This window comes from Nocardia sp. NPDC004278, assembly GCF_053602975.1.
The window spans coordinates 406773-420523 of record NZ_JBSGEQ010000001.1 but is presented as its reverse complement, the minus strand read 5'-3'; the positions used below and the strand labels follow the sequence as shown (position 1 = coordinate 420523).

Genomic DNA, 13751 nt, shown 5'->3' with positions numbered 1-13751 from the left:
TGCAATGGCGGTTGACGCGTCGTTGATCTCGTTGCGGCGCAAAACTTTCCGATCACGCAATCTTGCGTGCCCCGCAAATTTGCGTATCGTGAATGGTGTGGCATTCGTACTCGGGTTGCGCGAACGCAAGAAGCTGGCGACTCGAGAGGCGCTGGGGTTCGCGGCGCTGCGGCTGGCGGTCGCGCACGGGCTCGACAATGTGCTGGTCGAGGACATCGCGGCGGCGGCGGGCGTCTCGCCACGCACATTCAACAACTACTTCGCCAGTAAGTACGAGGCCGTCTGTTCGGTGGCGGTGGATCGGGCACGGCGGATCGCGGACGGACTGCACCATCGTCCGGCGGCCGAATCGCTGTGGCCCGCCGTCATTCACGCGGTACTCGCCGAATTCCGCGATGACGAACTGCCCGATCCGGCCTGGATCCGCGGCATTCGGCTGATCACCACCGAGCCCGCACTGCAGGGCGAATATCTCAAGGCGCAAGCCGTCATCCAAGAGGCCATCGCGACGGCCATTGCCGAACGCACCGGCCGCGACCCGCATTCCGATATGTTCCCGCGGATCATGGCCGGCGCCATCGCGACGGCACTACAGGTCGGTATCGACCGCTGGGTCGATACCGACCCGCCCACCGCGGCACTGCCCGTCATCCGGGAAGCGTTGCGGCAACTATCCTTCCTACCAGGAGCCTTTCCCATGGACGTCCCCACCGACCACACCCTCACCGTCCCCGGCGCCACACTCCACTACGAGATCCGCGGCACCGGTCCCCTGCTGCTGCTCATCCCCGGCGGCAACGGCGACGCCGGAACCTTCGACCAGATCGCCGAACGACTCGCCGACCGCTACACCGTGGTCTCCTACGATCGGCGCGGCTTCTCCCGCAGTCCCGAGGACGGTGCGATCGACCATCGCGTCGAACTCGACGGCGCCGATGCCGCGGCCCTGCTCACCCACCTCGGCGACCAGCCCGCCGCGGTACTCGGCAGCAGTTCCGGCGCCATCGTCGCACTCGAACTGCTCACCGCCCATCCCGAACTCGTGCATACCCTCATCGCACACGAACCGCCGCTGGCCACGGTGCTCCCCGATGCCGACAAGTGGCTCGCCTTCTTCGACGAGGTCTATCGCACCAGCGAGTCCGAGGGGTACCTCGCCGCATTGACCCGCTTCGCAGTGGGTGTCGGACTGCAGCGGCCGCAAAACGACCCGACCGAGGAACCCAGCCCCGAGGTCGCGGCGATGGCCGAGCGCATCCAGCAGAACATGATGTTCTGGATGGAGCACGAAATGCGCCAGTACATCCGCTACACACCGGATCTCGACGCGCTGCGCGCCGCGGCGGACAAGCTGGTCCTCGCCGTCGGTCACGACTCCAAGGACACCTTCCCCGCCCTGCCCAGCGCCGTGCTCAGCGAAAGCCTCGGACTCGACATCCTGGAATTCGCGGGCGACCACGTCGGATACAACTCCGCCGCCGAAGACTTCGCCACCCGACTCGATACGCTGCTCACCGAGCGCGCGCACTGACTTCTTCATGCGCGGCGCGCGTGTCCGCCGAACCAGATCACTCGCAACTATCGTCGAGGCCATGGCTGGTCACACACCCCTGCAGGTCGCGGTATGCGGACCACGTGACTGCACCGACGCCGAGGCCGGATGGGCCGAGGAGGTCGGGCGACTGCTCGCGACCGCCGGTGCCACCGTGCTCTGCGGCGGCGGCACCGGCGTCATGGCCGCGGTGGCCGCGGGTGCCGCCCGCGCGGGCGGTCTCGTCATCGGTATCCGCCCCGACACCGACCGCTCCGCCGCCTGCCCCGGCCTATCCGCCGTCCTCTACACAAATATGGGCGAGGCCCGCAATGCCATCCTCATCCACTCCGCCGACGCCGTCATCGTGATCGGCGGCTCCTGGGGCACCCTCTCCGAACTCGCCTTCGCGCGCCACCGCGGTGGCATCCCCGTCGTCTCTCTCGGTGGCTGGCAGCTCCACGATGCCGCCGGAAATCCCATAGCGGCAGCACAACTCGCCGCCGATCCCGCCGACGCGGTCCATCGTGCGCTCAATTAGGCACGAGGCGACGCGACGTCTCGCCATACTCGGTAACCATGGATCCGCTACCGCCCCGGTGGAACCATTCGCCGAAAGGCTTGGCGTGGACCGCCTTCCGGTCCCGGGGCGACCACTTCGGCCGGGACAAAGCCGAGGGTGTCGTAGAACGCGCGGGCGGCGGGAGCGGCGGGATGACCGAGCCCGAAGGTGATGACCTCGATGGTGGCGGGAGGTTGCACGAATCTGCGCAGCGCCTCCGTTAGCAGTGCACGGCCGACACCGCGGCCACGTGCCTGTTCCGAGACCACGAGCCAGCGGACTTGGTAGGTCGGGGCTCGACGGGTACCGAACAACAACCCGCCGACAACATTCGATCCAGAGGATGCGATGAGTGCCGTCCCGCGCCGGATGTTGTTTTCCAGGGCGCCGTGAAAGTTCGGCTCGTCGACCATCGGTCCGAACCAGTGCTCAACCTCGGCGGCCAGCGCAAGAAAGGCTGGGATGTCCTGCTGGCGTGCGATTGTGACCATCACGCGATCAGTTTCGCAGGAGCACTCTGGACAAGTTTGTCACGCGGAGTGCTCGCGCCACACCAACGATCATCGGGCTCAGCTCACATGTCGAAGCCGCAAGACGCACATGGACGTGGAGTCCATGTGCGGTACCTACCGTGCAGGATCAGAGCGGGATGGGCGCCGAATCCAGGTGATCCGCCCGCGGCGACGCGACATTACGGTCTCGCGCACGGCTGGGATACACAATGAGCACGACCTAACGGGCGTTCGCGCGAGACAGGTTCCATCCCTGCCACGTATCTTCTTCGAGGCGACGGCGGATCGCGTCGAGCACTTTACTGCGCTGCGGTTCGGGAAGTCGCTCGACGGCCGGGAAGATATCGGGTGAAAGCCCGCTCAGATAGGCCGTGTCGAGGTTCTTTCCGTGCTGCCAGCGATCGATATTCCGCTCCGCGACAATGCCTTCCGGATTGAGGATGGACAGGACGAACAGGGTCGCCATGGCCGCGCCGATGGCGGCGCGCGGCACCCAGCTGCCGTTCAGTCGCAATGCGGCCGCGATCATCAGCAGGTAGACCAGGCCCAGCCAGAGTTCGCAGACCTCGACCAGCAAACGCATGACGGTGAAACCGTAGGCCTGCTGGTAGGTCCACATGCGGCCGAGCGCGGAGGCGACGATGATCAGTGACAGCACGCTGATCGCGCAGAGCAGGATCCGCAGCCAGGCCCGATCCGCAGCGGAGTCCCGTGCGGCCCAACGCAATACGACGGCGATGACGGCCAGCGTGAGCACGGTGACAATCGAGAGCTGCCAGAATCCGCTGCGCGCGTATTCGGCGTAGGTCAAGTTCGCGGTGCGCTGCACATAGGCGTCGCCACCGAACAACGCCACGAATTGGACGATGACGAAGACCGTGAACAGCACCGTCAGCGCGCCGACCGGCAACGCCCACTCCAACCGTCGCAGGCTGCCGCCCCTCGATTCCCCTGTCGCCGCGGCACGCGGGCCCGCCAGCAAATACATCGCCCCGATGCTGCCGAATCCGACTGCGACGAACGTGAAAATCCACCGCATCACCGATTCCGCGTCGACCTGGGGTGTCACCGCCGAGAGCAGCTTCGCAAAAGTCGCATCGGCACCACCCAGCAGAGGCACGAAAACTGCCAACAACGCCAGCGTCACCGCCACCGACATCCCGGCCCGCCACGACCGCCGTGCCGTACCGTCACCGATCCGGCCGAACGCCGAATACACCCAGGGAATGCCCGAAATCGACTCGATCGGCACCGCGATCACGTCATACCAGGCCCCATGCACCGACCGCCGCCCGACAACCGCCAACGACCCGGCCACCCCCGCCCCCACCACACACAACGCGAACAACCACCCCGCACCCCGAACCGCCCCAATCCCCAATAACGCCAACGCCAACGCCACCCACCAAACCCGCCCCCAATTCCCCTGGAGCACACCAAATCGCACTCCAGCCTTCGAATCAGCCCGATCCACTCCGCCATCGACACCGTCGGACCGACAACTGTCGGTCACCGCCGAGGCCGACCGCCCGGTGTCTCGCTCCGCCCCATCAGCAGCGGGCAACGACAATTCGCCCGAGTCGGACAAATCCGCTGTCCGCGGGATGCCACCGCCGACCCCAGCCACCTGCGCAGGACTTACATCACCCTGATCCGACTCCGCACCAATACCTTCGGACCGCAGTTCACCGCCATCACCAGCAGCGCTCGAGCGTCGAGCACTCGCATCGGCCCAATCCGCCGCCGCATCGACACCTTCCGGCCGAACCCGACCGCTGACAGTCGCCGAGAAAGCGGTAGATGATGGCTCCGCCGGTGCCAACGGATCCGGTATCGCCCCGGTCGCCCCCGCAGCATCGCGCGCTGCGGCAGCCCGGCGTGCGCGGCGATCCACCGTGAATACTGCGGCTGCGGCGACCGAACCGGCCAGTACCCAACCGATTCCAGGGCGATCCAGTGGAATCAGCGCTGCGCCCGCGAGTCCGGCGATTCCCGCGGCCGGTAGTACACCCGGCGGGCAGGCGACGCGCCGCGATCTCGACACCGGTGCCACCCAGGAGGTTGGTATATCAGATCGGGATCCAGGCGGAAACGGCCGCATGGGTGGCATCGGCACCAGCGGTCGCGACGCACTCTCGGACAGATGCAACGCACTGGGTGGCGCACTCACCGACCAGGCCGACGCGGCCTCCCACGGATTCGGCACACTCGGCGACGCACTCACCGACCAGGCCGACTCAGCCACGGTCGAAACCGATGCGCTCGAGGAAGCACCCACCGCGTTCGGCCAAGTGCCCGCGGGCGCGCTCGACGACGAGTCCGGAGTTTGCGGCACGACCTCGGGCGCATCCGATTCCGTTCCTGCCACCGCCTCCGGCTTTGCACCGGGTGTATCCGGCATCCGCTCGGTAGACGACGCAGCCGACCCCTCGACGGATGCATGCGCGGCCGGCACCGAATCGCCCTCGGGCTCAGCCGAGGTCCGCAGATCGTGCCCGATCGGTGATGCCGTCGACTTCGAAGACGGCGTGCTCTGGTCGACCGGGGTCGACGAATCTGCTGCGCCGCTGCGCCACCGGTATCGGCGCGTCACCCGACGAGGTTGCCCCGGCTCCGTGTCCTCGACCGATGCGGCTTCGGTTGTCGCCGAGTCCGCGGCGGGCTTCGACGGTGGCGGGGGATCTTCCGCGTCCGAATGCACTTCGGCAACGGGCTCATTTGGCAATACCTGAGCCGACGGCACCGATTCAGCCGCGTTGGTCAGCGCATCAACAGTGCCGGATGCGGCAGCATCGGGTGCGGAAGCATCGGGTCCGACACAATCGGATGCGACAGCACCGAGCGCCGAAGCGTCCGATCCGACACAATCGGATGCGACAGCACCGAGCGACGAAGCATCGGGACCGACACGATCGGGTCCGGCAGCATCAGACGCGGCAGCATCGGATGCCACAATTGCCGACTCGGCTTGGACGCTGGGCTCATTCGGCAACGCCGGTGTCGATTCCGGTTGCGATGAATCGCTCGGGGTGGGTTGATCGGGCACGGATGTCCCCTCCTATGGGTGTGCGGGAGCGCCTCGGATGTGGTCCGGGTCGCGGCGAGTGTGGGTGAGTGAGTTGGGGTTCGGGTCAGCGAGCCGGGAGGACCACGCGGATACGGGAGCCGGGGTCGGCGACGGCGATGGTGCCGCCGTGCAGGTCGACTATCCAGCGGGAGATGGCCAGGCCCAGTCCGGTGCCGCCGCCGTCGGTACGGCCGCCGCGGGTGAAGCGGTCGAATATGGTGGCGCGCTCGGCGATAGGTATGCCGGGGCCTTGGTCCTGGACGTCGATGACGAGATTGCCCCGGTCGGATCGGGCGTCGATGCGGACCTCGCCACCGGCGGGGCCGTGGCGGGCGGCGTTATCGAGCAGGTTGAGCAGCACCTGATGCAAACGTGCACGGTCTGCGAAAACGCTTGCGGTGCTGGGTTGCACATCGGTGCGGAAGCGCACACCGCGCCCGAGCACCGCCGCCATCACCTCGGCCTCGGCGACGACCTCGGCTAAAAGCGGTGTGACGCTGAGTTGTTCGCGATCCAGTGCCCGGGCACCGGATTCGATGGTGGACAGGTCGAGCAGTTCGGAGACGAGCAGGCCGAGCCGTTCGGTTTGCGCGAGTGCAGTACGCAGGGTTTTGTCATCGGGGGTGGAGACACCGTCGACCATGTTCTCCAGCAACGCATTCAGCGCGGTGATCGGGGTGCGCAGTTCATGCGAAACATTGGCGATCAGGTCGCGGCGCTGTTGGTCCGCGGCGGCCAGATCGGCAGCCATCTGATTGAAGGCCACCGCCAACTGCCCGACCTCGTCGCGGGAACTGGCGCGCACCCGGCGGGTGTAGTCGCCGTGCGCCATCCGTTTTGCCGCGGCCGTCATCTCCCGCAGCGGCCTGGTGGTGCCGTGCGCGAGGATCTGCGAGGTGACCAGCGCGATCACCGTCGCCGCGATCGTCGTCTTCGGCGGCAGCCAGCCGATCCGCAGCCGGAAGAACCCGAACGCCACCCCGGCCGACCCCAGCATCAGAATCGCGAATTTCAGCTTGATCGATTTCACCGGATCCAGCGGGCGCGGCAGCACCTCCGCCACCGCGTCCGATAAGCCCCGCAGCCACCGCGGAACCGCCGCGCTGCCGGAGACCGGAGCCTCGTCGCGCCCACCGCCTCGCATCGAATCGTTTCGCGATCCCGCACTCATCGCGCCTCCAACGCATAGCCGACACCGTGCACCGTGCGGATCAGGTCTGCGCCGAGCTTGCGGCGCAATGCCTTGACGTGACTGTCGACCGCCCTGGTTCCCGCCGCGTCGGCCCAGTCCCAGACCTCTTCGAGCAGGCGTTCGCGGGCCAGCACCACGCGGGGGCGGCGCGCGAGGCGGGTCAGCAGGTCGAATTCGAGCGGGGTGAGCTGGGCTTCGATATCAGCGCGCCAGACCCGGCGCTGATCGACGTCGATGCGCAGGTCGCCGACGATGATGCTGGTGCCATCGCGTTCGACGGCCCGGTCCATCCGGCGCAGCAGGGCTTGGACGCGGGCGGCCAGCACGCGCAGGGAGAACGGCTTGGTGAGGTAGTCATCGGCGCCGACCCCGAGGCCGATGAGCTGGTCGGTTTCGTCGGTGCGCGCGGTGAGCATGAGGACCGGTATCGGACGCGCGGCCTGGATGCGGCGGCACACCTCGAGGCCGTCGAAGCCGGGCAGCATGACATCGAGTACGACCAGATCGGGTGCCATCGCCTCCGCCGTGGCAACGGCACCGGGACCGTCATGGGCCACATCGACGGTGAACCCCTCCGCGCGCAACCGCGCCGCCACCGATTCCGCAATGGTCACCTCATCGTCGACCACCAGAATCCGTCGCGCCCCCGACCCGCTGATCGCCACGTTCTGTTCCATGAACCGAAACCCTAGCCACCCGCTGTGGAGAGAAGCCGCACCAATTGTGGAGATTCCGTGTGCACGCCCGGACCACCGTCGATCACCTGACAACCGCCGACGTCGTGGTCACCTGGGGGCCAGCCGCGGGATCGGCGCGATCCATCACGTCCACGGTGTCATCGATCTCGCGGGAGCGAGCGCGCCACCCCACGACGAGATGAGCGAACGTGCCCGCGCCGATGCTCCGGTCGAATCGGCTTCGGGCCTAGCGGTACTCGCTGTGCCTGGCGTGGAGATCCAAGGTGGCAAGTCATCTCGCGTCGACCACGCCGCTCGGGTCCTCGTGGTGGACCAGACCGCACCAGAAGCTGAGCCGGTCACCTGGCGCTCACGTCCAGAGCACTGCGATGAACACGTTGAGAATCGCCAAGCCACCCGAAGCATGGGTCATCCACGGCACCGCCTTCCCGCGCTTCGCATCCGCCCGACCGATCTCGGCGAACGCGGCGACCAGCACCGAGACGACCAGTTTGGTGCCGATCTTCGCCATATTCGGATCCTTGCCGAGCGAATCGATCGAATCGGCCATCCCCACTAGGATCAAACCGGTGACGATCTGCGCCCGCGCGCCCCACACCATCAATTCGGAAACGGCGGGCTGACCGGCGACATATCCGCCGACGACCGCCGCCATACCGAGCAGGTGCGCGACGACCACAACGTTGTAGACGACTTCTGACACGCTCACGTTGCAAACTCCCCACTGTTCTGGTGACTGTACGAAGTTCTACCGCGCTGGAGTTCCAGCACGCCACTCGGATTGAACCTCATCATCGGTGGCGAAAACGCCCGCAACGCGGACCACCATGCCCGCCGGAACTATCCCGGACGCATCAACCAGAACACCCTCGATTGACCTGGACCACGAAAACCCGGGCCTGGCCCGGGTTTTCGGAGAGTGCCCAAAGACCCGCGATGTCAGCGGGTGGCGATGACGGCCGAGCCGTGGCCGAAGAGGCCCTGGTTCACCGCGATACCCGCGCGGGCGTTGTCCACCTGGCGGCCGTCGGCCTGGCCGCGCAGCTGCCACGTGAGCTCGCAGATCTGGGCGATGGCCTGCGCGGGGATCGCCTCACCGAAACAGGCCAGGCCGCCGCTGGGGTTCACCGGCACGTGTCCGCCCAATGTTGTTGCGCCGCTGCGCAGCAGTTCCTCCGCGCCGCCCGTCTCGCAGAGCCCGATGTCCTCGTACCAGTCCAGCTCCAGCGCGGTGGACAGGTCGTAGACCTCCGCGAAGGACAGGTCGGCGGGACCGAGCCCGGCCTCCTCGTATGCGGCGTGCGCGATGGCGGAACGGAACGCGCGGGGCGGGGCCTCGACGGCCACAGCGGAGTCGGTCGCAAAATCCGGCAGGTCGATTACGGTTTTCGGGAACGTCGGCGTGACCGTCGACAGCGCCCGGATGCGGACCGGGTCGGCGACGCCGTGCCGACGCGCGTACTCCATCGACGTCAACACCAGTGCGGCTCCGCCGTCGCTGGTGGCGCAGATGTCGAGCAGCCGCAGCGGGTCCGAGACGATCGCCGAGGCGGCGACCTCCTCGACCGAAACCTCCTTGCGATAGCGGGCATACGGGTTGTTCAGGCCGTGCCTGGCGTTCTTCACCTTGACCGCGGCGAAATCGTCGAGCGTGGCTCCGTGCAGCGCCATCCGGCGGCGGGCATACAGCGCGAAATAGATGGGATTGGTAGCGCCGAGCAGGTGGAAACGCAACCAGTCCGGATCATCGCGGCGCTCACCGCCGACCGGCTGGAAGAAGCCCTTCGGGGCGGCATCCGCGCCCACCACCAGCGCCACGTCACACAACCCCGCCAGGATCTGGGCGCGTGCGTTGGCGATGGCCTGCGCACCGGAGGCGCAGGCGGCATAGCTGCTCGAGATCTGCGCACCCGACCAACCCAGCGCCTGAGCGAAAGTCGCGCCCGAGACGAAACCGGGGTATCCATTGCGGATGGTGTCCGCGCCGGCGATATAGCCGACGTCGAGGTGGTTCACCCCCGCATCGGCCAGCGCCGCACGGGCGGCGACCAGCCCGTATTCGACGAAATTGCGCCCCCACTTGCCCCACTGGTGCATACCCGCACCGAGCACGGCGATGTCGCGATCATTCGTGTCAGTCATTGACCGGCCTCCACATCCACACCGTGTGCTCGGCTTCCTCGTCGGCGTACAACGTGCCGAGAGTCAATTCGACCGGCATGCCGACGGCCAGGTCGTCCACCGTGAGGCCGCGCACGACCTGCCCGAGAATCACCATCTGCTCGACCTCGAGCTCCACTGCCACAACGACATACGGCTCGAATGGATCGGGCGAGACATAGGGCGCCGGAGGTTTGTACCGGGCATCCGCATACGACCAGATCCGCCCACGTGTGGAAAACAGATGCTCGACGAGCTCGGAGCCATCCTTCGGACCGGAACACTGTGGATTCCGACAGGCCAGCGTATTCCGCGGGAAATACGGTGTGGCGCAATCCTTGCAGCGACTTCCCTTCAGACGCACCACGCCGTCGTCCGCAGTGAACCAGTCTGCCACGGCGGGCCGTTGTTCTTTCTGCACAGCCCGACGGTATAGGAACACGTTCTACTTTGGGGCCGAATTCCGCTTCAGCAATCCGCGGGCGGAGGTACGGTGAGTCCGGATCGAGGAGGTCCCGACACCCTCGAGTCGATCTGGAGTACCACAACGCGATGGGCGCCAAAGCCATTGATCCACAGACAATCCGCAATGTCACCATCATCGGCGACCCCGACGAGACGACCCGACTGGCCCACCTGCTCCGCCGCCGCTCCGGCCAGCGCGGCTCCGGCACCCGGGCCACCGTCGATTGGACGACGGGCCGCGTCGAGCACACGATTCGTATCGCCGAGCTGACGAGCCACGCGCCCATCGCGGACCTGGAGCGGTCCATCCGCGTAGCCGACGGTGTGATCGCGGTCGTGAACGCCGCCGCCAACCCCACCCCGCGCCTCCAGACGATGTTCCGGGTCGCCGACGACTACCAGGTCGCCCGCCTGTGCCTGATCTACGGACTCGACCACCCCGCCGCCGATTTCGACCGCTGCGTCCGCACGATCGCCGATACCCGCGGCGCGGTCCCACTGATACTGCAGATCCCCATCGGCGCCGACCCCATGTTCGAAGGCGTCATCGACCTGCTCCCGCTGTGGGCACTCGAACCGCTGGCCGCCGAACTGTACGGCAGCCATTGGGAAGTCGCCGAGCGGTGGTACGGCACCCTCGTGAAAACGCTCACGGAACTAGCCCCCTCGGATCCGAACTGCTCTCCCGCCCGGTGCGACATCCCGCTCGACCAGGTGCATCACCGCATCCGCTACCTGACCCGCATCGGTGAGGTCGTACCCGTCCTATGCGGTGCAGCGCCCACAAGCGATGCCATTGCCACGCTCCTGGACGCCATCGCCCGCTATCTGCCCTCCCCCATGGATGTCTGCCAACCGGAACACGCCCTCGACTATTGAGGCACGCTGCTCGCGCCGGCCGTCAGAGTGAGCACGGTGCCGCCGCGCGTGCAGTCGCGGCTCACCGACCTCGGTCTTTCGCTGGAAGTGCCGCTCGCCGCACTCCGATCGTCGGCCGAAGAACGTATGGCCGCTATCGACCGCGCCTTCGCAAGCTCCGCCGGATCGGGCTCCGTGTCGACGCCGCTCGAAGCAGCAGGTCGGCGCGTGGTTCCTACGAGATTGTTTCGTCGAGCCAGTCGAAAATCCTTGCCACGGCAAGTCTTTGCGCGCCGCTGTGGCAGTGCGCGTCCGCTCCCTCCTCCTCGGTAAAGGTCAGCAGTGCCTTCGGTGCGGTCAGCCGACTGTGCAGCCTGCGCGGTTCGGCTTCGCGCACGCCGGTGCCCGCGAAATACATGTCGTCGGCCGCTTCACATACCAGCACCGGACATGTGATCTGTTCTGCGACACCATCTTTCAGGTTGTAGTCGAGGTACGCGGCCAGGAATTCGCGATCGGTGCGAACGCCCATAACGTACCTGCCGTGGTCGCAGGCCCAACGCATGGTCGGGTGGGCCGCCCGCGCCGCGGCGATCAACGCATCGAGCTCTGGGTCGCGCTCGGCGCGCACCCGGTCCGGGAGTTCATCGGCTGCGATCGGCAGGAATTGGGCCAGGGCCGTGCTCGCGTCGTAGACGCCGTCGACGGCGACGACCGCGGCCAAGCGTGGCTCGAATGCGGCCGCGCGCGGCGCGAGCATGCCACCGAGGCTGACGCCGAGCAGCGCGATTCGTGTCGGATCGACACCAGGGACCTTGCTCAGATAATCGAGCACCGGGCCGACCACATGCTCCCAGTCCGGCCGGAATGTCAGCTTCTCACGATGGATCGCGCTCGGCTGTCCCGGGCCGTCGAAGGTGAGTACGTGATAGCCGCGTTCCTGCCCGGCCGGCGCACCGAGGAAGTGCAATTCCTCGCAGCTGCCGTCGAACCCGTTGTGCATCACCACGGTCGGCTTCGGGCCCGGCCCCGGCGCTCGATATAGATAGCCGTGCAGAACTGTTCCCTCGTAAGGGATTTCGATCGGCTCGATATCCCGCATTCGCATGATGGCGGCGCGGAAGCACTCGACGCTACGTGCGTCGGCGTAGCCGATACGCGGGTCGTCGGGGTTGCCATGCAGGAAGAATTCGGCCGCACGGTAGTAGGTCGAGGCGCGCAGGAACCCGTCGCGTGCGCTGATCGGCGGTGCCGCAGCGGCTTCGGTGGCGATCCGCTCGGCGGTGGCCAGCCAGTTGTCGTACCAGCTGTCGTAGTCGCCCGCCGTGATCCGAGATGCTGTGGCTACCACCTCGCCGAAATCCGAGCCGCCGTAGCTCGCGTGGCCGAACAGTCGCATTGTCTCGAACCAGAATTGGACATCATCATGAAACATCAACTGCCGCATTACAGCTCCTTGTCGATAAACTCACCGAAACTGCGCGGCGCGCGGCCGGTGACCCGTAGCACGGTGTCGGTAACGTGATCCTGCGTGCCCGCGCGGATGTCGTCGTCGAGCGCGGCGAGCATGGCGGCGAAACCCTCGGGGATGCCGTGCGCGACCAAGCGTGCGGCCAGTTCATCCGAAGTAATAGTCCGGTGCGCAACGGATTTCCCGGTCCGAGCCGCGATAATCGCGGCGGCCTCGGCGTAGCTGAGCGCCTGCGGCCCGGTGAGGATGTGTTCGGTGTTGTGTGCGATCGGGTCGATCAACGCATGCCCGCCGACGGCGGCGATGTCATCGGCATCAATGAACGCGACCCGGCCCGTTCCGGTCGCCGTGACGATCTCCCCGGCGCGAACATCCCGGGCCAGCGGTAGCTCGCCCGTGAAGTTCTGCATGAACCACGACGGCCGTAGCACCGCCCATTCGGGCATGATTGTCCGCACGAGTCGATACAGTGCTCCCATGCCGTGGTCGGCTTCCTGAATGGCGGAGGAGCCGAGTACGACAGCGCGTCGCACACCGTGCCGGACAGCCTCGTCGAGGAACGGTCGCACCAGGGGCGCCGGGTCGGCTACGCCGATCGGGGCGATCAGGTAGACGGCCGAAACTCCCTCGAGCGCTGGTGTGTGCGTTTCGGAATCGGCCCAGTCGAAGCGCACCTGCGCGACATCCGGTCCTGGGGTCCGCGTGGCCTCGCGCACCCCGATGCCGCGCTCGCGCAGGAAGGTGCTGATCCGAGAGCCGGTTGTCCCGGTCGCACCGATAACCAGGATCTCATTCATCGGTGCCGCCGGCGAACGCGGTCACCAGATGGTCTGCGCCACCGAGCGTCTCGGCTGCGGCATGCGGGCTCCAATAGTCGCGATAGTGCTGTATTGCGTTATCGCGCACGGTGATCACGGCGATGTAACGCATCTGGTAGGGCGCATCGGTGGCGACGACGCGGCCCGCCGCCGCGAACTCGACGATGATGACCTCTGGATCGACGCTGCGGTGGACGGACTTCTCGGTGATCTCGCGCATGTCCACGATGTCGGGGTAGCCGCGCATATATTCCTCGATCGCAACGCGCCCTTCCAGTCGCGTCGGATAGCCGGGTGGCGCGAACGGGAATTCCAGCACGCCCGACTCGGCCCAGAGTCCGGCGAAGCCGGCCATGTCCTTGGCGAGGAGCAGTGCGAGTGCGCGGTCGACGAGTTCACTGGGGGTCATTGAAGGCT

Annotated in this window: 14 protein-coding genes; 4 read left to right on the top strand and 10 right to left on the bottom strand. The window is 66.8% G+C overall.

Translation table 11 applies throughout. The annotated features are described in order from the left end of the window. Positions 1–97 precede the first annotated feature (97 nt). A complete protein-coding gene (locus tag ACWEO2_RS01885; RefSeq protein WP_452403586.1) occupies positions 98–1531 on the top strand; it encodes an alpha/beta fold hydrolase in 1434 nt (477 codons plus the stop codon). Between the two features lie 61 nt (positions 1532–1592). Continuing rightward, positions 1593–2072, top strand: a complete 480-nt coding sequence (locus ACWEO2_RS01880; protein ID WP_452403585.1) for an SLOG cluster 4 domain-containing protein — start codon at positions 1593–1595, stop codon at positions 2070–2072. 47 nt (positions 2073–2119) lie between these two features. Here ACWEO2_RS01880 and ACWEO2_RS01875 read toward each other — a convergent pair whose 3' ends face one another. Both ACWEO2_RS01875 and ACWEO2_RS01870 read right to left on the bottom strand, forming a co-directional pair. Beyond that, positions 2120–2584, bottom strand: coding sequence for a GNAT family N-acetyltransferase (locus ACWEO2_RS01875; RefSeq protein ID WP_452403708.1), 465 nt, complete (start codon positions 2582–2584; stop codon positions 2120–2122). 241 nt (positions 2585–2825) lie between these two features. Then, positions 2826–4007: a DUF4153 domain-containing protein gene (locus ACWEO2_RS01870; protein ID WP_452403584.1), complete on the bottom strand. Its 1182-nt coding sequence runs from the start codon at positions 4005–4007 to the stop codon at positions 2826–2828. Between the two features lie 697 nt (positions 4008–4704). Between ACWEO2_RS01870 and ACWEO2_RS01865 the strand changes: the two genes are divergently transcribed. Beyond that, positions 4705–5337 (top strand): hypothetical protein, encoded by a 633-nt coding sequence (locus ACWEO2_RS01865; RefSeq protein ID WP_452403583.1) that lies wholly within the window; start codon positions 4705–4707, stop codon positions 5335–5337. A gap of 399 nt (positions 5338–5736) precedes the next feature. Here ACWEO2_RS01865 and ACWEO2_RS01860 read toward each other — a convergent pair whose 3' ends face one another. The 5 genes from ACWEO2_RS01860 to ACWEO2_RS01840 form a co-directional block, all read right to left on the bottom strand. Continuing rightward, the gene (locus ACWEO2_RS01860) at positions 5737–6669 is read right to left on the bottom strand and encodes a HAMP domain-containing sensor histidine kinase (protein WP_452403707.1); all 933 of its coding nucleotides are present in this window, start codon (positions 6667–6669) and stop codon (positions 5737–5739) included. A 170-nt stretch (positions 6670–6839) separates the two neighbouring features. Beyond that, positions 6840–7541 carry a response regulator gene (locus ACWEO2_RS01855; RefSeq protein ID WP_452403582.1) on the bottom strand — a complete coding sequence of 234 codons (702 nt, stop codon included), beginning with the start codon at positions 7539–7541 and terminating at the stop codon, positions 6840–6842. Between the two features lie 370 nt (positions 7542–7911). Continuing rightward, positions 7912–8217: a hypothetical protein gene (locus tag ACWEO2_RS01850; protein ID WP_452403706.1), complete on the bottom strand. Its 306-nt coding sequence runs from the start codon at positions 8215–8217 to the stop codon at positions 7912–7914. A gap of 284 nt (positions 8218–8501) precedes the next feature. Continuing rightward, positions 8502–9704: a lipid-transfer protein gene (locus ACWEO2_RS01845; protein ID WP_452403581.1), complete on the bottom strand. Its 1203-nt coding sequence runs from the start codon at positions 9702–9704 to the stop codon at positions 8502–8504. After that, positions 9697–10143 (bottom strand): Zn-ribbon domain-containing OB-fold protein, encoded by a 447-nt coding sequence (locus ACWEO2_RS01840; protein ID WP_452403580.1) that lies wholly within the window; start codon positions 10141–10143, stop codon positions 9697–9699. The genes ACWEO2_RS01845 and ACWEO2_RS01840 overlap by 8 nt, the downstream gene beginning before the upstream one ends. A gap of 131 nt (positions 10144–10274) precedes the next feature. Between ACWEO2_RS01840 and ACWEO2_RS01835 the strand changes: the two genes are divergently transcribed. Then, on the top strand, positions 10275–11066 hold the full coding sequence (locus ACWEO2_RS01835; RefSeq protein WP_452403579.1) for a GTP-binding protein: 792 nt from the start codon (positions 10275–10277) through the stop codon (positions 11064–11066). 214 nt (positions 11067–11280) lie between these two features. Here ACWEO2_RS01835 and ACWEO2_RS01830 read toward each other — a convergent pair whose 3' ends face one another. The 3 genes from ACWEO2_RS01830 to ACWEO2_RS01820 are packed head-to-tail and all read right to left on the bottom strand — an operon-like array spanning position 11281 to position 13743. Further along, positions 11281–12492 carry an alpha/beta hydrolase family protein gene (locus tag ACWEO2_RS01830; protein ID WP_452403578.1) on the bottom strand — a complete coding sequence of 404 codons (1212 nt, stop codon included), beginning with the start codon at positions 12490–12492 and terminating at the stop codon, positions 11281–11283. Continuing rightward, entirely contained in the window at positions 12492–13313 is an 822-nt protein-coding gene (locus tag ACWEO2_RS01825; protein ID WP_452403577.1) for an NmrA family NAD(P)-binding protein, read from the bottom strand. Before ACWEO2_RS01825 ends, ACWEO2_RS01830 begins: the two co-directional genes overlap by 1 nt. Continuing rightward, complete coding sequence (locus ACWEO2_RS01820) at positions 13306–13743, bottom strand: nuclear transport factor 2 family protein (RefSeq protein ID WP_452403576.1); 438 nt, start codon at positions 13741–13743, stop codon at positions 13306–13308. Before ACWEO2_RS01820 ends, ACWEO2_RS01825 begins: the two co-directional genes overlap by 8 nt. Positions 13744–13751 lie beyond the last annotated feature (8 nt).